Below are 21,494 nucleotides of genomic sequence, written 5' to 3'. Positions count from 1 at the left end.
CGGCGTCGTTATGCCGTTGCCTGCTAAGCATAGAAAAAACGCTCGCTTATCCGTGCGATCCGGCATTGCTACGATCGAGGTCTTGTCGAATTGACCACACCGGAATTTCGAGCCGTGACATTTTCACTCTTTCGTTTGCTCGCCCGCGCGGCGTTGACTTCGGCGCTCGTCATGAGCGCCGCCCACGCACAAACCGCCGCTCATCTACCCGCGCCGGTGAAACTGCGGATCGGCTATCAGAAGTCGTCGACGCTCATCACGATCCTGAAAGCGCGCGGCTCGCTCGAGCAGGCGCTGGCGCCGCTCGGCGTGACCATCAGCTGGAACGAGTTCGCGAGCGGCTTGCCGCTCACCGAGGCGCTCAATGCGGACGCGGTCGACTTCAGTGCCGATGTCGCCGATACCGTGCCGGTGTTCGCCCAGGCCGCGCATGCACGGTTCGTGTATGTCGCGCAGGAAGCGCCGTCGCCGGGCGCTCAGGCGATCATCGTGAAGCGCGACGGGCCGCTGCATACGCTTGCCGATCTGAAGGACCGGCGCATCGCGGTGACCAAGGCGGCGGGCAGCCATTATCTGCTGCTGGCCGCGCTCGCCAAAGCGGGCCTGACGCCGGCCGACGTGCACATCAGCTATCTGACGCCCGCCGATGGACGGGCCGCGTTCGAACGCGGCAGCGTGGACGCGTGGATTACGTGGGACCCATACGTCGCGTCGGTCGATAAGGCGCCCGACGTGCGCATTCTCGCCAATGGCGAAGGTCTCGCGTCGTATCAGCGGTACTACCTCGCGTCGAGCAGTTTCGCCGCGGCGCACCCGGATGTGATCAGCACAGTTTTTGCGCAGTTGACCTCGGCGGGCGTGTGGGTTCGCGCCCATCCCGATGCCGCCGCCAAGCTGCTCGCGCCGGTCTGGGGGCTGGACGCGGCCACGATCGAACGTGCGAACGGACGGCGCAGTTACGCCGTGCGCGCCGTGGACGGGCAAAATTTCGGCGAGCAGCAAAAGATCGCCGACACGTTCTATCGCGCGGGTCTTCTTCCTGCGCCGGTCGATACGGCCACGGCACTGTGCTGGAACTTCACGACGAAGCAGGCCGAAGCGGCGGGCGCTTCGACTACCGCATCCGCGTCGCCGGGTGGATAGGGGTCAATCCCGACACCGCGCCGTTCGCTCCAACGTGAACGCAACGGGCAAGAGCCTGAGCATTGAAGCCGCACATGAACCGCCGACTCCGGCGGTCGCAGCACGCCCTGCGTGCCTGCCCGCGGACTCACGAGCCGCAGCCTTTCCAAACCGGTCGCGCCGCGCTCCCGTCCATCACACAACCCAACACGCATAGACACATTGAGCGGCTCGATGACGCTCAGTTGAAGCTTGCGTTCACCGCGCGCGAGCATGCCCCGCATCGCATGGCGGTTCAGGCACAATGCGCAGGATTGCAGCGCAAATCGGACTGTGCGAATCAGCAACGGAAACCCTCGGGTGCTCAAGCTTTCGCTATGATCCTGGCGAACTTCGTTTTCATCACCCGCCAGGTTGCCTGCTTCAATTTTTACCTGCCGCGATCCGCCGAGAATGCAATGAGCGATACCACGCAGCCCCCGTTTTCCATCCTCTTCGTCGATGACGAGGAATTGTCGCGCAATCACTTCGCCCGCGCGATCCGCGCGGACTACTGCGTGCACGTCGCGCAGAGCGCGGACGAGGCGATTGCCGTGCTGAGCGAGCACGGCGCCGAGATTGCCGTCCTTGTGACCGACTACCGCATGCCTGGCCGCGACGGCGACGACCTGCTGCGCCAGGTGGCGCAGGAATATCCGCAGATCGTGCGGATCCTGGTGACCGCGTACGCCGACAAGGACATGCTGTTGCAGACGGTCAATAACGGCGAGGTGTTCCGTATCCTCGAAAAACCGCTGCGCACGGAAAAGGTTCGTGAAGTCCTGCAACTGGCCATTGCGCGCTACGCCGAGCGGGAAACCCGCCACCAGCGGCTCATGGCGATGGACGAGACGCTGGCGTTCCTCGCGCACGAACTGAATACGCCGCTCGCGACGATCTCGCTGTTTGCGCGCTCCGTCGAAACCGACGTGGCCGGGCAATACGATCCGCAACGCCAGCAGGAGATCGGTCACGCGGCCAGATCGATGCTGAACAATGCACAGTATTGCCTCACGCTCATCTCGTCGTTCTGGGAGACGGTGCACAAAAGCGGCGGCCAGCAATCCGCGCAGGAGGGCGCCATTCGCGAGGTCAGGGCGAGCCGCCTGATCGCGACGCTGCTCGACACCTATCCGTTCGTCGGGTCGCAGCGCGACTGGATACAGGTCGACGTGCGCGGCGATTTCGTGGTGCGCGCGATGCCCAATTGCGTGGCGCTCGTGCTGTCTTCGCTGCTCTCCAATGGGCTGCGCGCGCTCGAAGGCGCGGCGGCTCCCTCACTGCGCCTCGAAGTGGTGGACAGCCCCGAGCCCGAGATCCGCATGTGCGATAACGGCCCCGGCATTGCGCCGGAGATCAAGGCGCGGCTGCTGCTGGACCCCGTCACGACGTACGCGGGCGCGGGCGGTCACGGCATGGGCATGATCTTCTGCAACCGCATCATGCAGTCTTTTGGCGGCTGCCTGCGGATCGAGTCCACGCTCGGCGAGGGGACCACGGTCACCATGGGCTTTACCCAACCGAAAGGACGGCTGCAAGACGGCGACTAGTGAGGCGGCGCGCGCAGTCGGCTTTCTACTCGCGCCACCCCGTTAATCGCTCAACGCATCCGGATGACCGTGGCGTGCTTTGGCCGACGCATAATACTTCTGCAGCGCGTCGGCCGAACGCCCGCCCAACGTGCCGATGTGCGCGAGCCAGTCGGGCTCCGACGGCCATTCGCCGTCAATCACACGCGGATAGATTTGCCGCGCGAATCGATGCAGCGCCTTGGCGCCGATATTGCCGCTGACGCCCAGCAGGACGTGCAATGCGCTGTGCGTCGCCTTGATGTCGAGCGCCGCGACGCTCGTGGTAAGCCGCGCAATCAGCGAGCGAATCTGCTCGATACCGTTGAGGAACGTTTCGTCGAGCAGATCGAGCGCGACCAGTTCTTCGAGGTGTTCCTCGTCAAGCAGATCGCCATCGGGGACGGGCGCAAGCTGGCCGGTAGACTCCGGTGTTGCCGGCAGATCCTGCTGCGCCGATGCATGCGGCGCGTCCGATGCGTGTTGCAGCGCGAACTGTCTCGTCAGGCACGCGTAAAGCGAGCCCGCCTGCACGGGTTTGATCATGACTTCGTTCATGCCGGCGGCGAGACACGCCTGCACGGACTCGATGCCGGATTGGCCCGTCAATGCAATGATCGGCACCTGCGCATACGCGTCGGTGCGCGCGCGAATCGACACGGCGGTTTCGACGCCGCTCATGCCCGGCATGTTGATGTCCATCAGGATCGCGTCGATCACACCGTCCTCCTGCAAACAGGCCAGCACGGCCTGACCATGTTCCGCCTCGACGACGGTCGCCCCGCAGCGTTCCAGATACGCTTTAGAGACCAGGCGGCTGTAGGTGTCGTCGTCGGCGATCAGGATCGATTTGCCGGCGAAGCTGTCGGATCGCTGGCTCAGGTGGTGGCGGTTGCCGTTCTCGAAGAGCGCCTGCAACCCGCTGATCAATTCCTGCACGCTGGCCGACTTGCCGATGATTTCATCCATGCCGGCCCGCCGCGCTTGCACGCGCACCGCGTTGCCGGGCTCGGCCGTATAGGCGGCAATCAGCACGCTGCGGTTCGGACACGCGTGGTCGGCGCGAATCCGCTCGGTGGCGGCATAGCCGTCCAGCACCGGCATGCTGATGTCCATCAGCACGAGATCATAGGGCGATGAACGCCGCAGCGTCGTCAACGCGATCTCGCCGTTTTCCGCCTCGCTCACATAGGCGCCCGCCTTCGTCAACGCGCGACGGGTTCTTGCCCGCTGGCCGGCGTCGTCATCGACGATGAGAATGCGCTTGCCCTGGAAGACCGGCGCCGCGCGCTCGAAAATTTTGCGCTCGTAGTCGTCGGCTTCGTCCTTCGAGACGACCGGAAAGCGCAGCGCAAACTCCGTGAAGCTGCCGAGTTCCGAGCGGCAGACGATCGTGCCGCCGAACGCGCGCATCGCGCGCTGGCAATACGCGAGTCCCAGCCCCGTGCCGCCTGAATTGCCCGCCGTGCGAAACGGCTCGAACAGATGCGGCAGGATCTCGGGCGCAATGCCCGCGCCCGTGTCGCGAACGATCACGGATGGTTTGTCGACGGTGAGCGTGAGCGTCGCGAGCGGATGTGTGGCGATGTGATAGAGCGCGTTCTTGATGAGGTTGAACAGCGTGAACAGGTAGACCGTCTCGTCGACCTTGAAGACGAAATCTTCCTTTACCACGAGGCTGACCTTGTCGCGCGCCTTGTCGTCGTCGAAGCCGTATTCTTCCAGCGCCTTGCGCGTGGTGGCCGCCGCATTCAGATGGACCAGGCGGTCCGAGCGGATGGGCTTTGCGCTGACTTCGTCGAGCGTCATGGCGATGATGCGCAGGCCGCGCTCGATCGACAACTGCCCCTGGGCGAGATGACCATACAGCGAAGCCGCATTCTCGTGCGACAAGGCTGGCGCGCGACTGGATTCCGAGGCGACGGGCAGCGCTTCTTCCACGCGATCCAGAACGTGCCGCAACTGGCTCAGAGGATTGCGCATTTCATGCGCGATGGAACCTGCGAGCGCCTGGAGCGCGCGGTTCTTTTCGACGAAGATGCGTCCTTTGCTGATCGCGTGACTGAAGGCCACGCTGCACAGAACGACCACCGGCATCACCGCGAGATTCGACTTGTCGTTGGCGGCAAGCACGATCGGCTCCGGCGAGGAGATGACCGCCGCCAGCGTGCCGGACAGCGCGCCAATGCCGATACACGCGATCAGCAAAAGCGGATTGTCGATACATAGCGCCAGAATGAAGACCATCATCACTTCGGTCATCATCCACATCGTGGAGAATGAATTCCTGACGGTAAGGAATGTGCAAACGAATGGCAATACGTAGATCAACGCGCAATGCCAGTAAATCAGCAGGTAATGATTAAACCGCTTTGGCCAGTACGTCTGGAAAAGCAATGGAATACAGATGACCGCCGCGCTCAACCGGAGCAGAAGATTGTCGTATGGCTGCGGCAGGATATAGGTCCACACGACGTAATAGATGGGGTGGCACACGAGGCCAAGTGCGCCCCCCCATCGAATTGCAAACCTGCTTCGTTCAAGCATATCCCGCATGCTTTCGCGCGATATCGCCATCAGGCCTCCGTTGATTTTACGGCCCCATCAGTTCAGGGTCGCTGCGTTGTTGTGTTTCGAGGCTGATCGGCGAGCCGTTCTTCCCGTGGAAAGGACCGACCGAAAACCCGTACTTCTTCAAGAGACCGTGAGTATAAGAGACCGACCACACGGGCGGGCTGCCGATGATGAAATCGGACGCAATGCCTTCCTGCCAGGCGGAGTAGCCTTCGGCGAAGCAGGTATAGCAGTCGCGCGCGGACGGCAGCCTGAACGGGAAGGTGGTGTCGAGTCCGGCGGGACCACGGGCGAAACACTCAATATATAGCGTCTGGCCGCGTGAGGCGAGTTCGGCCTCGACGCTCGCCGCCCGGGGATGGGAGTCGTCGATCCAGAACTGCGCGCGTCTGAGGTCGGACGCGGTGAGGTAGGGCACGCTGGTGCTGCTCGCGAGGATCGCGCCGTCAAACTGTGGCAGCGGTGTATCCGGGCTGAAAGTGTGCACCGACACGCGCGACTTGCCCAGCAGGTCCGACGCCAGCAGTTCTTTGGCCTGTTCGGTGAGCAGATTCAGCTTGTCCGGCAGGTCGATCAGGACCAGTTCTTTCGGGGCATCCTTGTAGAGCAGATACTTGGCCACGGTCGTGCCGAGCCGTCCGGCCGCACCGAAAAGGGCGACCCTGGTGTTGCCGAATTCGAGGTCGACTTCGTTGCAGCAATGGATCGCCCAGTCCTTCAGCATCGCCGCGGTGGCCGCGTGGCCCGTGGTGATGTGGGGCGGCTTCGTATGGCGCGGCAGGGCGCCATAGTTGCACGCGTACGGCGTGGACGCGCCCATCGCCACCATGTTCAGACCTGCTTGCCGCGCCAGTTCGAGAGCCGGAAAAAATTGCGTCTCCCGGAACCGCTTGATGCCGCGCGGGCTGCCAAGCCACATTTCGAGCGGCACCGGACAGGCGATATTCGCTCCGATGACCTGGGATCCGGAATAGATCGGCGACGCAATAAAAGGCTTGGTATTCCAAAGCTCCTCTTCAAATGATGCGTTCCGATGCTTGACATTGTGAAAAGAAAAGGAAAGCGTATCCCAGTCCGTAGCGTGAAACAAAAAGCCCACTCCGCCATGACCCGCGGGCAGGTTATCCCGGATTTGTTCCGGGTGGATGGTGTGTTTGAGTGCCAGCGTTGCGCAATTCAGATGCAAATTCAGACCGGCGTGCTGTTCGGAATTAGTCGACACTTCCTTGAGAACAGAAGTTTTCATTGGTTTTCCCTAATGTTGAAATTACGCTGCAAAATCAGCGGAATGTCGCCGGTCAGGATTGACGGGCAACCCTTCAACTCTAGAGAAAAGTGCTGTTGTGTGCGCGTCTGTTCGTTCACAGAGCATTGAGTGCGGCGTTCAGTGAGTGTGCGCGTCGGAGTTGTTGTCGGTGGACCGGCAAGCGGAGATGAATTGACCAGGAACGGGACGGCGGGGCATGTCGAGGCCCGTTTTTTGACATGCTCGTGGGCAATAGCGCCATGCCTTCGATGCAAATGGCATCACGCCCGAGCGGAATAAATGACCGAACGATAACGCGGAACCCGCCGCGCGAGCTTGTGTGGTGGAACTCGCGATTGCGCGGGGCTTGGGCGTAGCGCGGTTCACGGGCGTTCGTCTCACACTGTCACTGTTCACCCGGCCCGCCGCTCTGAAATTATCCGTCCCACATTCTGATTAACGCTGCCTCGCACTCGAGCTGGCGGTCTCCACATTGGCCTGCAAGCGGTCGGCGCATGCGGCTCCGACGTCAGCGCGCAAGCCGCGAGGGCACGCGCCGCGAACGCCGCCGTGACTGACTCGGTGAACCGCCGATCATGTTTCTTTTGATTGGCATCCCTATCAATATGAAAAGGCCGCTTCATTGAGCGGCCTTTCTTTCGCATAGCTATGCACGTGTGGCCGCAACCGGAGCCGGTCAACGGCGTGTCTCTACTGCCAGAACGCTCTCACACCCGCTCACTACCGCGTGATGCTATACCCGATTCGCGCAATCCACCGATGCTGGTTGTAGTCGAGAATATCCTCGCCATAACCCGTGAAGAACCCGACCCACAGATAGCCACCCCAGGCGCTATTGATCAGCTTCGCCAATGGGTAGGTGAACTGCGTATCGATACTCCCCTTCGTCGACTTCGTGCCTTTTCTCAACGTGGTGGCCAGTTGCCAGCCATCGGTACTGCCGTACTTGAGCAATAGATCCACGTAGCCGCGATAGTCCGCGATATCGTGGTTCTCTCCCGCAATATGCACGTAGTAATAGAACTTCGGCGACACGGTCAGATGGTTGGCATTCAGGTCGCCGAACTCCCACGTGGGGCGCACGAACAAAATATCGACGCCGCGCGATTCCGGACCGTCGCGGCCATTCGATTCGTGACCGTAGCCGGCCATCAGGCCCATCTTGCTGAATAGCGAACTCTTCCAACCCGTGTCGTCCAGAGAATAGAACAATTGAGGCATGTAGCTCGTGTCCCGGAAGGGCGCGGAGTACTCGCCGAGATCCCACAACGAAGTTTGCGTGTACCCAAAGTACAGGTTGTCGACGAAACGTTTCGAGCGCGGGTCGTCCGGTATGACCATGCGGAACTTGAAGCTCAACTGAAACTTCGCGAGGTTCTCTCCATTCGAGCCATCGGCGAAATACATCGGTTCGAATGCGGAGAAACGGCTCAGGAAACTGGTCACCTCCGGCGAGGGTGCATTGGCGCGGGCGGGCGCCGGCGCGGGTGAAACAGGGAAGGCGCTCGCGGGCTGTTCCGCGATAGTCGACACCTGCCCCGGCGTGCCCGGTGCGCCCGCCGACTGAGCCAATTCCGTCGTTTTGCCGGAGTTGGGCGGACGGGTGAGCATGACGAAAGAGGGCGAAGCATCGAAATCGGGAATATCGATCTTCATCGCGCCGCGAGCCCATTTGGGCCACGTGCCGCTATAGCGGACCGCTTTGAGATCGCCGGTTGCCAGCTTGATGTGATCGGGTGTGCCGCTATCGCGAGTGAGCGTCAACGGAGTCGGTATGACGTCGATGTTGCTAACGGCGACTTTCAATTGGGCGGGAACGTTGTATTCCGAGCCGTCCGGCTGATCACCGGAATAGAGAATCGTGACTTCGAGTGGGGCACTGGAGAGCGCCTCGCGCGGCGGACGCAGGACCGCAACGCCGGCAAAGCTGGCCGCCGGATAGCACAACACCAGCGCGCTTATTCCTAGAGATAATCCGGGCACATATGGGTGTTTGCGGCCGACGATGAACTTGCGGCGTTTCCTTACTCGAAACATCAATCCATTCCACACGTGGAACTCCCATTGATCTACGAATTCAGGTTGCAGTGAGACGATAGCGTTAAAGCGGGCCGTTGGGTAAAAAAAATGGGGGCATGTGTTATTGATGACAGAAGCGCCCGCACATGCTGGTGATAGGTTCTCCTGCATTTCAAATGCCAGTAGTCCAAAGTTCTTTGCGGCAACGTGTTTTTTTCGGCGTCCGTCAATCGATTGATCCGTGTCTTCTCCGGGCGTGGGGTACTCGCTGATTCTGCCAGCCGGATCAATGAATTGCGCAAGCGGAAAAAATTGCGCAGAACTTCTTCTGCCGAACCGCAAGGTTGCCCTATTGAATCTGATCGCCGTTGCATTTCTGCAACGAACGAGCGGTGGGATGTCCTTTGAGGATCGCCAGTGCGAGCGTCGGCTCCACAGGCGTTTCAGTCGCCGTCGTCACCGCTTCTTCGGGGGCGCCGCGTTTTGCAGAGGGTTGAAGCCGGAACCCGCCTGAGTATTGCGACCGGCGCGAGATGGCTTCGCTTTTTTGTTCGACGTAGCGCGTGTCCCTGCGAGTTGTTCAAGCAGTTCGGACTCCGGGGCATCGTCGTTCCCGATTTGCGGGGCCGCAGACCGTTTGCGCGGCTTGCCGGCAGCGCGTCTGTCGTCGCCGCTGACCGGCCGTGCCGTTTCCTTCGCCGCTCCGACGAGATGGTCGATCACAGCCGCGTAATCCTGATCGACATTGTCGAGTGCGTTGCCGGGCATCATGACCGAGACCACGACTTCCGGCAACGAGCGTTGGTCATTCGCACGCGAGTCGGAACGAGTCTCCCATCGGGTCGCGGCGAGCGAGGCAATCACACGTTGCAGCACCGCGGGCGACAATACCCCGCCATCGTACAGGCTCAATATCAGCCGCTCGGCGACGGCGAAGAGCGGGTCGGGGCGTGAGGGCATACACGCTTCTCCAGAGGGTGGCTGTCACAGTCCCGCTCGGCATTTCCGCTGCTTTGAACGGCGGGCCGAGACGGTACGGCAGCGCGATCAGTAGGCGAATTTGCGGTACTGCTCGGGCGCCGACGCGCCGTCCGCCTGATCGACCCGCGGCATGTAGCGCAGCAGCCGCTTCGCGCGCGGACTCAATCGTTCATCGACCGTGACGGGCACGTCGACGTGCACCTCGGGACGGAAGTACCAGCTCCTGCTGTAGCCGATCACCACCATCGGGCGAGGCTCGTCGGTTGTGTTCGGTGTGCCGCGATGCAGTGCGCGCACGTCGCGGATCATCACATCGCCAAGCTCCATCGGAATCGCGTGCAACGGCAGGCGGCCTTCCTGCCAGGCATTCATCGCGTCCTCCGAGCGCATACGATGCGTGCCGAGTGTGGTCTCGAATGGACCGTTTTCCGGCGTGACGTCGCAGAGGGGGAAGTTGACAGCCAATTGGAAGGAAGGCGTTTCCGGCATCCCATCGAAGAGGGCCGGTGTATCTCGATGGATATCCTGATACGTCGAGCCGTTCAGCGGCGTGTCGGTGGCAAGCTGGCACATCACGGGGTCGTCGCCCGCGACTCGCTCGACAATGCCGAGCACGTCCGGATCGCAGAAGATGCTTTCATCGGCGAACACGCCGCTAAACGGCAGCGTGATGTAATGCCGGTTCGCGCCGCGCACGGCGGTCGCGTTCGACGCAATGCGTTCTTCGAGCAACGGGGCGAACGCCGCGCGCCATGCGTGGAGCGTGGCCTTCGCAAAGTGGCGCCGCAGGATGACCATGCCGTCTCGCTCGAATGTTGCGGCGTATTCATCGAGTTGTCCGGGCGTGAAGCGTTCCATCGTCGTCTCCTTGATATCGTCGTCGGGCCCGCCAGGCCAGCGCTTATCTTAGCTTCTCCCGACGATGCGAGCGACAGGTGGATGACAGGTGTGAACGTTTCCCGGTTTGCGAGCCGGGCGAGGGGCGAGCGTGCGGGGGAGGTGTTGCTGGTGCCGGCCGAGTCGTAGCCATGCCAGGTTGACGCAGCCGCATACCCCAGATGCGTCGCGGCTCTTCCTGCGAGCGCCAGCAGTTTGCCGTCGCCGGCGGCCTCTTTGGGGATCACATATCGATCGGCGGTATCGGTCACGGGTCGCTGAACGGTGTCGGCGACTCGCGCCGGGCGATGAGAAAATCGCTGATCGGCGATGCGTCCAAGGCCGGGGAATGGACTTCGGCGAGGACTTTGTGGAGCGCGTGGGACGTCCGCAGTCCGAACGCTTCGGCATGCTTGCCGACCATCGAGGCACGGGGCAACGGCACAAAAGAATGCCATCGCACTGCCAGGCTTATCCACAGAAAATGTTCATATCCTTGTGGACAAGTCCCGGCCAATTGCCCTAACTCATTGAGCGCAAGGCGAATTGTCAGGTGGTCCAACGAACGTTCGGACTGTGCGCGCCCGCACCAAACGGCTGCCCCGAGCGGCTCAATCCACCGGCGACGCCAGCAACGACACCGGCACGCCATGACAATCCACCTTGGCGAGAATCGCGGCGCCGAATCCGGCGCCCGGTTTTTCGCGCGCATCGAAAGCAGCCGCCTGCCTGTCGACCCGCAGAATGTTGATGGGCCACGTCCGCCGCGAAAGCCGCTCGTGCGCGAGCGCGCCGACCCACAGCGGCGTGGCGGTGTTGCCGTTCGCCACTGCATAACCGCTTGGCCAGAAGCGCAGCACGTCGCGTTCGGCGCGCGTATCGCCGGGGCGCATGAAGACCAGCGACGAAGGCACCCCGTTGTTGAGCTTGGGCAAGACCGGCAGCGAGACCGCGGCGACATCGGGCGATGCGAGCGAGAGCAGGCTGTGCGCGGACACGTCGGTGCCCTCGACCCATCCATGGGCGCGCAGTTGTCCGCGGATTGCATCGAGGTCCGACACCCACTGCAGCGTGAGCGGCTCCTCGCGGTCGCCGCCCATATCCGAGCGATAACACGGCAGGCGCTTCCACAAGGAGAGCGTCCACTCGGACTGCGTGACCAGCACGGGCGCCGCGCGCTGCGCACTGGCAGGCGGCGCCGGTGGATTGACGCGGAACTGCACCCCCACGCTCAACAGTATGACCGCCAGCACCACCGCGGGCATGAATGTGCGCCGCGGCGGCGCTTGCGGATGCCGCCACATCGCCGTCAGCGCGACGAGCGCCACCCACGCGTACGCGAGCGCGGCGCCGCCGATCGCATCGGAGAGCCAGTAGCGCCCGAAGTACACGCCCGCGAGCGCGACCACGATCACCACGATCGTACTGACGGCCGCCACCAGAACGCCCACCAGCATGCCGACCCGCCGCGCCAGCAGGAACGAAAGAAAGCCATACACGATGACCGTCGCGGCAACGTGGTTGCTCGGAAACACGTAGTGAGCGCTCATCAGTTCGTTGGGCGGCGCGCGGTGCATCGCAAACTGCAGCCCAAAGATCAACAATTGGGAAAACACCACCGCCGCGAGCCAGTAGCCGATGGTGCGCCAGCGCCGCTCCCACAGCATCCACACCACGACCATCGCGATCAGCGCCGTCAGGGTGGCGCCGCTGCCGAGCGTCTCGAGACCGGCGAGAACGCTGTCGCTCCACGGCGTGCGCACCGACTGCAGGAAGTGATAGACGGACAGATCGACGGCCGTCAGCGGATCGCCGTTGACGACATCGCCAAGCACGCCGATAAAAAGCGCCCCGGCCACCAGCACGATCAGCGAAGTCACGAGGATGTAGGTCGCGTCCGGCGTCTCGGGATCGAGCATCTTGCGCGCGACGCGGCCGAGCGGCCCGGGATGCCGGCACGCCCAATCGCCGAGATGGCGGCCCGCCGCGCTCGACCATGCGTTCGCGTGCGAGAGCAGGAAGCCGGCGCCGCGAAAGCTGAGCCAGACAATGCATACAAGCAGCGCGAGAATCACGACGAGCCGGAACGACACCGCGCCGGCCAGCAGCACCGACGCGCCGAACACCACGCCCGGCAGGATATGGGCGGGCGCCCACAACAGTGCGGACAGCACGTTCATCGCGTAGAAGCGCAGCGGCGGCATGCCGAGCATGCCCGCGACGACCGGCACGATGGCCCGCAACGGGCCGATGAAACGTGCAAGCACGACGCTCTTCACGCCATGCTTGTGAAAGAAGCGGTGGCCCGCGTCGAGCAACTCGGGGTGTTTGCGGAACGGCCACAGCTGGACGATCCGCTCCTTGTAGCGGCCGCCGATCCAGAAGCTCATGCCGTCGCCGGCGATTGCGCCGACGATTGCCCACACGAATACCCAGCCGAGGCTCAGCGAACCGGTGCCGGTCAGCGCGCCGGCGAGGAACATCGCCGTGCTGCCGGGGACGAACGTGCCGACGACGGCAAGTGCTTCGAGAAAGGCTGCGAGGAAGACGACCGTGAGCATCCACGCCGAGTGGCCGGCTAACTGGTGCAGAAGGTGGATGTAGGCGTGCTCCATCGTGCGCGATCGGCCGTGCTGGCGTAACGATCGATCATAACGCTCGGCAGGGTGGTGTTATGGCTTTTTGGCGGGTGGGTGGGTGAAAGGCGGATGAGATGCATGAAGCGTTCGGCGAGGGGGCGACGGCGAGGGTCTCGTGGTCGCGGGACTGGCTGCTTGCGCGCGCCAGGTCGCGGTAACTTTGCCCCTTCATGCGACGTGCCGGACGATCTTGCCGATGCCTGGTTTGCGGCGCGCCTGGTGGGCGTGAGCGTCCGTACAGCGAGACGCTTCATCCATCCATTCGCGCACGCGTCATTCCGCGCTCAGATCTCTTCCGCGAATTCGTCGACGAAACGGTTTAGCCGCGCGTGCCGAACGGCGGCCATACGTGCGCCGGTCGCTGTCTGGAAACCGGACGGATCGCCGCGGCGTTCTTCCAGACCCGCTGCAGATGCGAGGTGTCGTGCGAGCCGTCGCCGTTGTCCTTGTCGAAGGCGTGCGGCAGCAGGGTGCGGGCGAGATCCTGGAAGGGGGCGAAGGCGGGTGTCGTCATCGGCGTGGCGGGTGAAAAAAGCTGTCGATTATTGCGCATCGCGTGTCGGCCCGTGATTGTGCGCACTTGAACGAAGCAGGGCGCGCGTCGTCATACGTATTGAGCACGCCGCTTTGCGCGGCATTGCGCTCGCGGCAATTCAACGATGTGACGGAGTGGGCCATGAAGATCGTAACGGGCAGTATGGCGGTGACATTGGTAGCGCTATTGGTCGGTATCGCGGGCGCCGCCGATGCTCAGCAGTCGGGCAACACCAGCGCCGGTATGAGCGGCACGCAGTCGAGCGGCGCCAACACCACCGGCGCCGCTGCTGCGGGCATGGGGACGGGCACAGGCACGGGTCTCAGCCCGACACCGGGCGTTGGCATGTCCGCGGGCGTAACCAGCCGCAGCAGTTCGGGTCCGGCGCTCAACAACATGCGGGCAAACGGCACGAGCCTCGACATGAACCCCGATCCGCGCGCGCCGAACGTGACCGGCAAGGCGGCGCCGCGTCGCTAGACCGGTTTCGTCACGCTCGCGTATGTCGCGCCGGTCGTCGTGAACATCGCGTATAAAATGCCCATCCCGGCACGGTTTTCCGACGAAGGAGCGAGGCATGGCATACGGCGAGCACAAATACAAGGTAACGGTGCAATGGACAGGCAACCGCGGCAGCGGCACCTCCGGCTACCGCGATTACGGCCGCGATCATCTGATTACAGCAGGCGGCAAGCCGGCCATCCCGGGGTCGTCGGATGCGGCTTTTCTCGGCGACGCCAACCGATGGAATCCGGAGGACCTGCTGGTCGCTTCGGCTTGCGCGTGTCACAAGCTCTGGTATCTGCATCTTTGCGCGGATGCCGGCATCGTGGTGCTCGAGTATCGCGACGACGCCGAAGGCACCATGCTCGACAGCGCGCAGCAAGGCCGCTTTGCAGAGATCGTTCTGCGTCCGCACGTTGTGATTCAGGCAGGAGACGATGTCGAACAGGCCACGCACTTGCATCATGTGGCGCACGAAAAGTGCTATATCGCGAATTCGGTCAACTTCCCGATTCTTTGTGAGCCCGTTGTCGAAACGCACGCACGTTGACGCGGGTATTTGCAATTCACCCGAGCTGTTCCGTGGGGCCCCGATAGCGCGGCCCATGCGCAGCCGGACATCGGAATGCTTCGTTAAACGAAGCATTCTTTCGCCGACCCTGGCGCAAAGCGCCGTGCCCACGGCGCAACGGGCGGCCGGTTTTGCCGTTCAGCGATTGCCGTCGAGCAGGTCGCCGAGCAATTCGTCGAATGCCGCCTGGGCGTCTTCGAGTTCCTGCAACGCGGCGTCGAACGTTTGCAGCGCGAACTGTGAGGGCTTGCCGCTGCCAGCGGGCGGGAATTGCGATTGCAGCGACGCAAAGGCCGACTGCACCCGTTGGGTCGCGGTCAATACACGCTCCATCGCGGCTGATTCTTCGGCTCGCGCCTTTTCGTGGTCCATGAAAACTCCGAGTTCGTCTGGTCGGCTCACGCCGTTTCAAAGGGGTGACTATGCCACGTTCGCGCTCAGGACAGCGGCAAACCGCCGTTGGCCTTCACTTCCCGCAACGACAACGCCGACTCCACCGACGTCACGCCAGGCAGGCTGCGCATCTCGTCGCGCATGAAGCTGCCGTAATCGTCGAGGTCGCGCGCCACCACTTGCAGGATGTAATCGGCGCTGCCCGACACGTTATGGCACGTGAGAATGCGCGGGATTGCCTGCACCTCGCGCTCAAAGCGGGTCGCCACCGCCCGGTCGTGCACCGCGAAGCGCACATACACGAACGCGACGACGCCGAAGCCGAGCGCGGAGCGCGAGAGCATCGCACGGTACTGGTCGATATAGCCGTCGCTTTCGAGACGCTTGAGACGGCGCGCGCAGGGCGTCTCGCTCAAGCCGACCGTTTCGGCGAGCCGCGCATTCGACATGCGGCCGTCATTCTGCAGCGCGGCGAGGATCGCGCGGTCTGTCTTGTCGAGGTCGGCTGTCATGGCTTGGGCGGGGCTGCGCTGAAATAGTGGAAAATCTGCTTCGAAGTAAGAATCTTAGCGTATTCCTCCAAATACGCGAGTGAGAGCTTAGACATTCGCCAGCAAACCCTCCGCCGACGATAGCAAGATAGAGCCCTTGAGAACAGGAGGCTCAGATGATTTCCGCACACCTGCTGGCGGTTTATATCGCGGCGTTGGTCGTCGTCTACGCGGTGCCGGGGCCGGACATGGCGCTGGTCCTGCAAACCAGCATCGGACGCGGCGTGCGCAGCGGTCTCGCAGCCGCCGGCGGGCTGGGTCTGGCGCGCGCCACGCATGTGACGCTCTCGGCGTGCGGCGTGGCGGCGCTATTGCGCAGCGCGCCGTGGCTGTATGACGTCGTGCGCTATGGCGGCGCGGTGTATCTCGCCTGGGTGGGGATTCAGATTTTCCGCTCGCCGGTGTTCGCGCTGCCCGAGGGCGGCAATGATGGCAGCGCTGCGCAGACCGCGAACGCCGGGGCGCGTCCGCTGCGGGCAGCGTTCGTCAAAGGCTTGTTGACGAATCTGCTGAACCCGAAGGCGTTGCTGTTCTGCTCGGTGTTGTTGCCGCAATTCGTGCGTCCGGAAGCGGGGCCGGTCGCTTGGCAGATGATCGAACTCGGTGCGGTGCTGCTTGCAATCGGCGCGTGTTTCGATGGGCTTTACGCAATCGGCGCCGCTCGGATTGCCAACTGGATGCGCGCCCATCCGCTTGCGCAGACCTTGCAGCGCTGGGCATTTTCATCCGCATTGATCGGCTTCGCGCTGCGGCTTTCAATCGACTGACGGGGCCGCTCGGCGATGCCTCGCGCGGCTCGTTGTGATGGTCCCGCGAGCCGCTCACTTCTTCAGCTTGTGCTCGCGGCGCGGACGGTCCTCGATGATCTTCCGGCGATGCTTGTCCTTCATCTTCTTCCAGCTTTTGCATTCGTCGCGGGTGCGCATGCAGCCGATACAGAAGCCGGTTTCGCTGTCGAACTTGCAGATGTCGATACAGGGCGACGCGACGCTCATGACTGATAGCCAGCAGGAAACAGGGAACGAGGACTGTCGCACGCGGCATGCCCGCTTCGCCAGGTGATTGTGTTAATAAAGCCGATAGGGCCGCGCATCCGTACGCGGCGACACGACCATTTGCTTGCACCCATCGATGAAAACTTTCCTGCTGTATGTTGTGACTGCCGTTGCCGAAATTGTCGGGTGCTATTTGCCGTGGCGCTGGCTCAAAGAGGGCGGCTCGACGTGGCTGCTATTGCCCGGCGCGCTCAGCCTCGCCTTGTTCGCGTGGCTGCTGACGCTGCACGGCACCGCCGCGGGCCGGGTGTATGCGGCTTACGGCGGTGTGTACGTGGCGGTGGCGATTGCGTGGCTGTGGTGCGTCGACAAGGTGCGGCCCACGCTGTGGGACGCGGCCGGCGCGGCGTTGACGCTGGCCGGCATGGCAGTCATCGCGTTTCAGCCGCGCATCTAGTCGCGGCACGACGCATCGCGGGTGGCGCGTCTAACGCATGCCGCGCCCGACGCCAGTGTGTTCGCTTTACTTGATGCCGCCCAGGTAGTCCAGCTTGCCGAGTTCGACGCCGTTGTGACGCAGAATGTCGTACGCGGTCGTGACGTGAAAATAGAAGTTCGGCAGCACGAACCCGAGCAGATACGACAGCCCCGTGAACTCGACCGGACCCGTGCGCATCTTCAGCGTGATGGGACGCTCTTCCGAGCCGTCGATCTGCGCCGCGGTGAATTCCTTCAGATAATCGATCGTCTTCTGAAGGCGGGCCTGGAGCTCGTCGAAGGTCTGTTCGACGTCTTCGTATTTCGGCGCTTCGACGCCGGCCAGACGCGCGGCGCAACCCTTGGCGGTGTCGCTCGCGATATAGACCTGGCGGACTAGCGGGAGCATGTCCGGTGCGAGCCGGGCGTTCGTGAACACCGAAGGCTCGATCTGCTTCTCGGCAGCATGCACTTCCGCTTTGCCAAGGATGGCTTGCAGGTTCGTCAGGCCGCGAATCAGCACGGGCAGGGATGCTTGATACATCGAAATTGACATGGGGTTCCTCTGATTCTTCGATCAGGCGCGCGGGCGGCGCGCGAGGCAATGTAACGGCTGGATTGCCGCTGCAGCATCATAGCGCGAGCGGTGCGGGATGCGCATTGACGCAACGCGCATTGGCCATCCGGACAACTGCCGCTCGCGCCGGAACTGTGGTCGAATGCTAGGGTCGGACGGTTTGAGGAAACCGTTGAATCAGCAAGCGGCCGCCGTGCGCCATGCCATCAGGTTGGGCAGGCGCGCGCCGTGCTCGGGTCCACTTTGCGGCCCGCGCCGTCACGCTTACAGGAGAGTCGACACTATGGTCAACAAGCACCCGTTGCCGGGAAGCGAGCGAACCGAAGAACTCGGTTCGAAGGTAGTTGGGCAATGCGATCCGGCGGAGCGGATCGAGGTTTTCGTGATGCTGCGCCGTCAGCAGCAGGCGCAGTTCGATGCGCTGATGAGCCGGATCGAAGCCGGCGACCCCGGCGTCCAGCCGCTGTCGCGTGAGACGCTCGCCAAAGATTACGGCGCCGCGCCGGACGACATCGCGAAGGTCAAGGACTTCGCCACCGCGCACGGCTTGACGGTCGTGCGCGAGGATGCGGCGGCGCGCTCGGTTCTGTTGAGCGGCACGATCGCGCAATTCCAGAGCGCATTCGAGGTCAAGCTGGAACATTACGAACATCACACGGCCGGCCAGTTCCGCGGGCGCACCGGCGCGATCAGCGTGCCGGACGATCTGCACGACGTGGTCGAAGCGGTGCTCGGGCTCGACAACCGGCCACAGGCGCGGCCGCACTTTCGCATCCGGCCGCCGTTCGTGCCGGCCAAAGCGCACCAGGCGTCCTTCACGCCGCCGCAACTCGCGTCGCTTTATCAGTTTCCGCAAGGCGATGGCGCAGGGCAGTGCGTCGGCATCATCGAACTCGGCGGCGGCTATAACACCAGCGATCTCAACACTTATTTTGCAAGCCTCGGCGTGGCGTCGCCCACGGTGAAAACGGTCGGTGTCGATCAAGGCGGCAATCATCCGAGCGGCGACCCGAGCGGGCCGGACGGCGAGGTCACGCTCGACATCGAAATCGTCGGTGCGATCGTGCCTGGCGCGACCATCGCCGTGTATTTCACGCAGAACAGCGACGCAGGTTTCATCGACGCCGTGAGCCGCGCGGTGCACGACACGGCCAACAAGCCGTCGGTGATCTCGGTCAGTTGGGGCGGCCCGGAGTCGATCTGGACCAGCCAGTCGCTGAAGGCGTTCAACAGCGTGTTGCAGAATGCGGCGGCGCTCGGCGTGACGGTCTGCGCGGCCTCTGGCGACAGCGGTTCGAGCGACGGCGCGAGCGGCGGCGAGCAGGTCGATTTCCCGGCGTCGAGCCCCTACGTGCTGGCTTGCGGCGGCACGAGCCTGACCGCGGCGGGCACGTCGATCTCGCACGAGGTGGTGTGGAACGATGGCGCGGAAGGCGGCGCGGGCGGCGGTGGTGTGAGCCGGGCGTTCCCGGTACCGGCGTGGCAAAAGGGTTTGTCGGCGAAGTCGACGGGCGGCGGGAGCAAGCCGCTCAGCGGGCGCGGCGTGCCCGACGTGGCGGGCGACGCGTCGCCGATCACGGGCTACAGCGTGTTGATTGACGGCACTCAGACGGTGGTCGGCGGCACCAGCGCGGTCGCGCCGCTGTGGGCAGCGCTGATTGCGCGGATCAACGCGGCAAAAGGTCAGCCGGCCGGCTTCGTCAATCCGAAGCTGTACAAGGCGCCGGATGCGTGCAACGACATCACACAAGGCAACAACGGCAGCTTCGCGGCTGCCGCCGGTTGGGATGCATGCACTGGGCTCGGCAGTCCCAATGGTCAGAAGGTCGCGGACGCACTATAGTCTGCAAGTTGCTGGGGCCAAATGGATGGCCCCAGGCGCGTCCCTCGGAACTCCTTCGGCACGCCCCCGAAGGAGGCTTCCTTCGGGGACAACTGATGAGGCATCCTCATTGAGCGCGCCCGGAGGAAGCTTCGTCGTCGGAGGCCGTAGAAAGGAAGTCCCTGTAGAGACGTCCCGAAGAAAGCGCCCCTCAAAGGGCGACGTACAACCAGGCGTGAACGAACCCATGGAGCGATCATGACGAACACAGAGTCAGCTTCCGTTAGTCCGCAGTCGCCGCACAATTCTTCTGCTTCGACCACATCGGCGTCCACCGCCGCGCGCAAAGCCGGCGATCAGCCGTTCTTCGACCCGGTCGCCTATGGCAACGGGCCGGACGATTCCGTCACCGAAGTCGCCGAAACCGCGGCGGTGACACGTCATTCGGTCACGCTCGGCGGACGCAAGATCAACTACACGGCGACGGCGGGCCATCTGGTGATCGTCGACACGAGCAGTTCGCAGCCGGAAGCACGGATGTTCTACGTGGCGTTCACGCAGGACAACCAGAAGGAAGAAGCCCGTCCGCTGACGTTCTTCTATAACGGCGGGCCGGGTTCGTCGTCCGTGTTCGTGCTGCTGGGCTCGTTCGCGCCGCGCCGCATCAAGACGTCGATGCCGAATTTCACGCCGCCTGCGCCGTACTCGATAGAAGACAATCCGGACAGCCTGCTGGACCGCAGCGACCTCGTGTTCATCAATCCGGTCGGCACCGGCTATTCGGCGGCGATCGCGCCGAAGAAGAACCGCGACTTCTGGGGCGTCGACCAGGATGCGGACTCGATCAAGCAGTTCATCAAGCGTTTTCTGACGAAGAACAACCGCTGGAATTCGCCGAAGTACCTGTTCGGCGAATCCTATGGCACGGCACGCAGTTGCGTGCTGGCGTACCGCTTGCACGAAGACGGCGTGGATCTGAACGGCATCACGCTGCAATCGTCGATTCTCGATTACACGCAGTCCGGCAATCCGGTCGGCACACTGCCCACGGCGGCCGCGGACGCGTGGTATCACAAGAAACTCGGACTCGCGCCGCGGCCGACCGATCTCGGCGTGTTCGCCGAGGAGGTCGCGCAATTCGCGCGCACCGATTACCTGGCGGCATTGCGCAAGTTTCCGACCACTGACACGGCGACGGTCGAGAAACTGAGCGAGTACACCGGCATCGACAAAACGACGCTGCTCGCGTGGAGCCTGGATATCGCCGCATATGACAGCCGTGGCAATTCGCTCTTCCTGACCACGCTGCTGAAGTCGCAAGGCCTTGCACTCGGCGAGTACGACGGCCGCGTGACGGCGATCGACACGGGCATTGCAGGCAAGATCGATCCGAACTCCGGCGGCAACGATCCGACCATGACGGCGGTCACCGGCGTCTATACGACGATGTGGAACGTGTATCTGAACGAGCAGTTGAAGTACACGTCGAATTCGTCGTTCACCGACCTGAACGATCAGGCTTTCAAGTACTGGGATTTCGGCCACATCGATCCCACCGGCGCGCAGAAGGGGCTCGACTCGAAGGGCAACATCGTTCTGTACACCGCCGGCGATCTTGCCGCGGTGATGGCGCTCAATCCCGATCTGAAGGTGCTGTCGGCGAACGGTTTCTTCGATTACGTGACGCCGTTTTATCAGACCGTGCTCGATCTGCAGCAGATGCCGCTGCTCAGCCAGCAGGTGCGGCAGAATCTGTCCGCGCGGTTTTATCCGTCGGGGCACATGATTTATCTCGACGGCGGTTCGCGCACCGCACTGAAGGCGGACCTCGCGCAGATGTATGACTCGACCGTGTCCAATGAGCAGGCGCTTGGACGGATTCGCGCCTTGCAGGCGCGAGTGGTGAAGTCATAGCGAGGCAAAGTGTTGCGCGTGTGAGAGAAGTGGTGCGGGCGTTGCGCAGGGTGGCTGCGACCTTGCCGGA

Annotated in this window: 20 protein-coding genes; 8 read left to right on the top strand and 12 right to left on the bottom strand. The window is 63.1% G+C overall.

Going from position 1 to position 21,494, the window contains the following annotated elements; translation table 11 throughout:
* Positions 1 to 171: 171 nt before the first annotated feature.
* Together HV770_RS11525 and HV770_RS11520 are read left to right on the top strand one after the other, a co-directional pair.
* On the top strand, positions 172 to 1,143 hold the full coding sequence (locus HV770_RS11525) for an aliphatic sulfonate ABC transporter substrate-binding protein (protein ID WP_175160150.1): 972 nt from the start codon (positions 172 to 174) through the stop codon (positions 1,141 to 1,143).
* 437 nt (positions 1,144 to 1,580) lie between these two features.
* Positions 1,581 to 2,711 carry a hybrid sensor histidine kinase/response regulator gene (locus tag HV770_RS11520; RefSeq protein ID WP_175160149.1) on the top strand — a complete coding sequence of 377 codons (1,131 nt, stop codon included), beginning with the start codon at positions 1,581 to 1,583 and terminating at the stop codon, positions 2,709 to 2,711.
* 42 nt (positions 2,712 to 2,753) lie between these two features.
* Here HV770_RS11520 and HV770_RS11515 read toward each other — a convergent pair whose 3' ends face one another.
* The 8 genes from HV770_RS11515 to HV770_RS11480 all read right to left on the bottom strand — a co-directional run bounded on the left by HV770_RS11515 (position 2,754) and on the right by HV770_RS11480 (position 13,599).
* Positions 2,754 to 5,306 carry a hybrid sensor histidine kinase/response regulator gene (locus HV770_RS11515; protein WP_175159670.1) on the bottom strand — a complete coding sequence of 851 codons (2,553 nt, stop codon included), beginning with the start codon at positions 5,304 to 5,306 and terminating at the stop codon, positions 2,754 to 2,756.
* A 16-nt stretch (positions 5,307 to 5,322) separates the two neighbouring features.
* Positions 5,323 to 6,549 (bottom strand): hypothetical protein, encoded by a 1,227-nt coding sequence (locus tag HV770_RS11510; protein ID WP_175159669.1) that lies wholly within the window; start codon positions 6,547 to 6,549, stop codon positions 5,323 to 5,325.
* A gap of 741 nt (positions 6,550 to 7,290) precedes the next feature.
* Positions 7,291 to 8,607 (bottom strand): phospholipase A, encoded by a 1,317-nt coding sequence (locus HV770_RS11505; RefSeq protein WP_175160148.1) that lies wholly within the window; start codon positions 8,605 to 8,607, stop codon positions 7,291 to 7,293.
* Positions 8,608 to 9,045: 438 nt separating this feature from the next.
* A complete protein-coding gene (locus HV770_RS11500; protein ID WP_175159668.1) occupies positions 9,046 to 9,549 on the bottom strand; it encodes a hypothetical protein in 504 nt (167 codons plus the stop codon).
* Positions 9,550 to 9,636: 87 nt separating this feature from the next.
* Positions 9,637 to 10,428, bottom strand: coding sequence for a phytanoyl-CoA dioxygenase family protein (locus HV770_RS11495; protein WP_175159667.1), 792 nt, complete (start codon positions 10,426 to 10,428; stop codon positions 9,637 to 9,639).
* 286 nt (positions 10,429 to 10,714) lie between these two features.
* Positions 10,715 to 11,008: a hypothetical protein gene (locus HV770_RS11490; protein WP_175159666.1), complete on the bottom strand. Its 294-nt coding sequence runs from the start codon at positions 11,006 to 11,008 to the stop codon at positions 10,715 to 10,717.
* A 49-nt stretch (positions 11,009 to 11,057) separates the two neighbouring features.
* Positions 11,058 to 13,061 (bottom strand): bifunctional DedA family/phosphatase PAP2 family protein, encoded by a 2,004-nt coding sequence (locus HV770_RS11485; protein ID WP_175159664.1) that lies wholly within the window; start codon positions 13,059 to 13,061, stop codon positions 11,058 to 11,060.
* A 343-nt stretch (positions 13,062 to 13,404) separates the two neighbouring features.
* Entirely contained in the window at positions 13,405 to 13,599 is a 195-nt protein-coding gene (locus tag HV770_RS11480; protein ID WP_343048167.1) for a hypothetical protein, read from the bottom strand.
* 162 nt (positions 13,600 to 13,761) lie between these two features.
* Here HV770_RS11480 and HV770_RS11475 point away from each other — a divergent pair, with 162 nt between their 5' ends.
* Both HV770_RS11475 and HV770_RS11470 read left to right on the top strand, forming a co-directional pair.
* Positions 13,762 to 14,100 (top strand): hypothetical protein, encoded by a 339-nt coding sequence (locus tag HV770_RS11475; protein ID WP_175159663.1) that lies wholly within the window; start codon positions 13,762 to 13,764, stop codon positions 14,098 to 14,100.
* A gap of 97 nt (positions 14,101 to 14,197) precedes the next feature.
* Positions 14,198 to 14,674 (top strand): OsmC family protein, encoded by a 477-nt coding sequence (locus HV770_RS11470; RefSeq protein WP_175159661.1) that lies wholly within the window; start codon positions 14,198 to 14,200, stop codon positions 14,672 to 14,674.
* A 159-nt stretch (positions 14,675 to 14,833) separates the two neighbouring features.
* Here HV770_RS11470 and HV770_RS11465 read toward each other — a convergent pair whose 3' ends face one another.
* Both HV770_RS11465 and HV770_RS11460 read right to left on the bottom strand, forming a co-directional pair.
* Complete coding sequence (locus HV770_RS11465) at positions 14,834 to 15,067, bottom strand: hypothetical protein (protein ID WP_121321459.1); 234 nt, start codon at positions 15,065 to 15,067, stop codon at positions 14,834 to 14,836.
* A gap of 65 nt (positions 15,068 to 15,132) precedes the next feature.
* Positions 15,133 to 15,600: an Lrp/AsnC family transcriptional regulator gene (locus HV770_RS11460; RefSeq protein ID WP_175159660.1), complete on the bottom strand. Its 468-nt coding sequence runs from the start codon at positions 15,598 to 15,600 to the stop codon at positions 15,133 to 15,135.
* Between the two features lie 155 nt (positions 15,601 to 15,755).
* On the opposite strand from HV770_RS11460, the gene HV770_RS11455 reads away from it, so the two are divergent.
* On the top strand, positions 15,756 to 16,406 hold the full coding sequence (locus tag HV770_RS11455; protein ID WP_175159659.1) for a LysE family translocator: 651 nt from the start codon (positions 15,756 to 15,758) through the stop codon (positions 16,404 to 16,406).
* A 54-nt stretch (positions 16,407 to 16,460) separates the two neighbouring features.
* Here the strand turns inward: HV770_RS11455 and HV770_RS11450 are convergent, their stop codons facing one another.
* Positions 16,461 to 16,634 carry a DUF1289 domain-containing protein gene (locus HV770_RS11450; protein ID WP_175159657.1) on the bottom strand — a complete coding sequence of 58 codons (174 nt, stop codon included), beginning with the start codon at positions 16,632 to 16,634 and terminating at the stop codon, positions 16,461 to 16,463.
* Between the two features lie 136 nt (positions 16,635 to 16,770).
* Here HV770_RS11450 and HV770_RS11445 point away from each other — a divergent pair, with 136 nt between their 5' ends.
* A complete protein-coding gene (locus HV770_RS11445; RefSeq protein ID WP_175159656.1) occupies positions 16,771 to 17,091 on the top strand; it encodes a YnfA family protein in 321 nt (106 codons plus the stop codon).
* A gap of 66 nt (positions 17,092 to 17,157) precedes the next feature.
* Here HV770_RS11445 and HV770_RS11440 read toward each other — a convergent pair whose 3' ends face one another.
* Positions 17,158 to 17,667: a DUF1993 domain-containing protein gene (locus HV770_RS11440; RefSeq protein WP_121321466.1), complete on the bottom strand. Its 510-nt coding sequence runs from the start codon at positions 17,665 to 17,667 to the stop codon at positions 17,158 to 17,160.
* 304 nt (positions 17,668 to 17,971) lie between these two features.
* On the opposite strand from HV770_RS11440, the gene HV770_RS11435 reads away from it, so the two are divergent.
* Positions 17,972 to 19,531, top strand: a complete 1,560-nt coding sequence (locus HV770_RS11435) for a S53 family peptidase (RefSeq protein WP_175159654.1) — start codon at positions 17,972 to 17,974, stop codon at positions 19,529 to 19,531.
* Positions 19,532 to 19,768: 237 nt separating this feature from the next.
* The gene (locus HV770_RS11430; RefSeq protein WP_175159652.1) at positions 19,769 to 21,424 is read left to right on the top strand and encodes a S10 family peptidase; all 1,656 of its coding nucleotides are present in this window, start codon (positions 19,769 to 19,771) and stop codon (positions 21,422 to 21,424) included.
* Positions 21,425 to 21,494 lie beyond the last annotated feature (70 nt).

The organism is Paraburkholderia fynbosensis (assembly GCF_902859935.1).
Taxonomy (GTDB): domain Bacteria; phylum Pseudomonadota; class Gammaproteobacteria; order Burkholderiales; family Burkholderiaceae; genus Paraburkholderia; species Paraburkholderia fynbosensis.
Note: the sequence above shows the minus strand (reverse complement) of the source record. Positions and strands in the feature narration are given on the sequence as shown.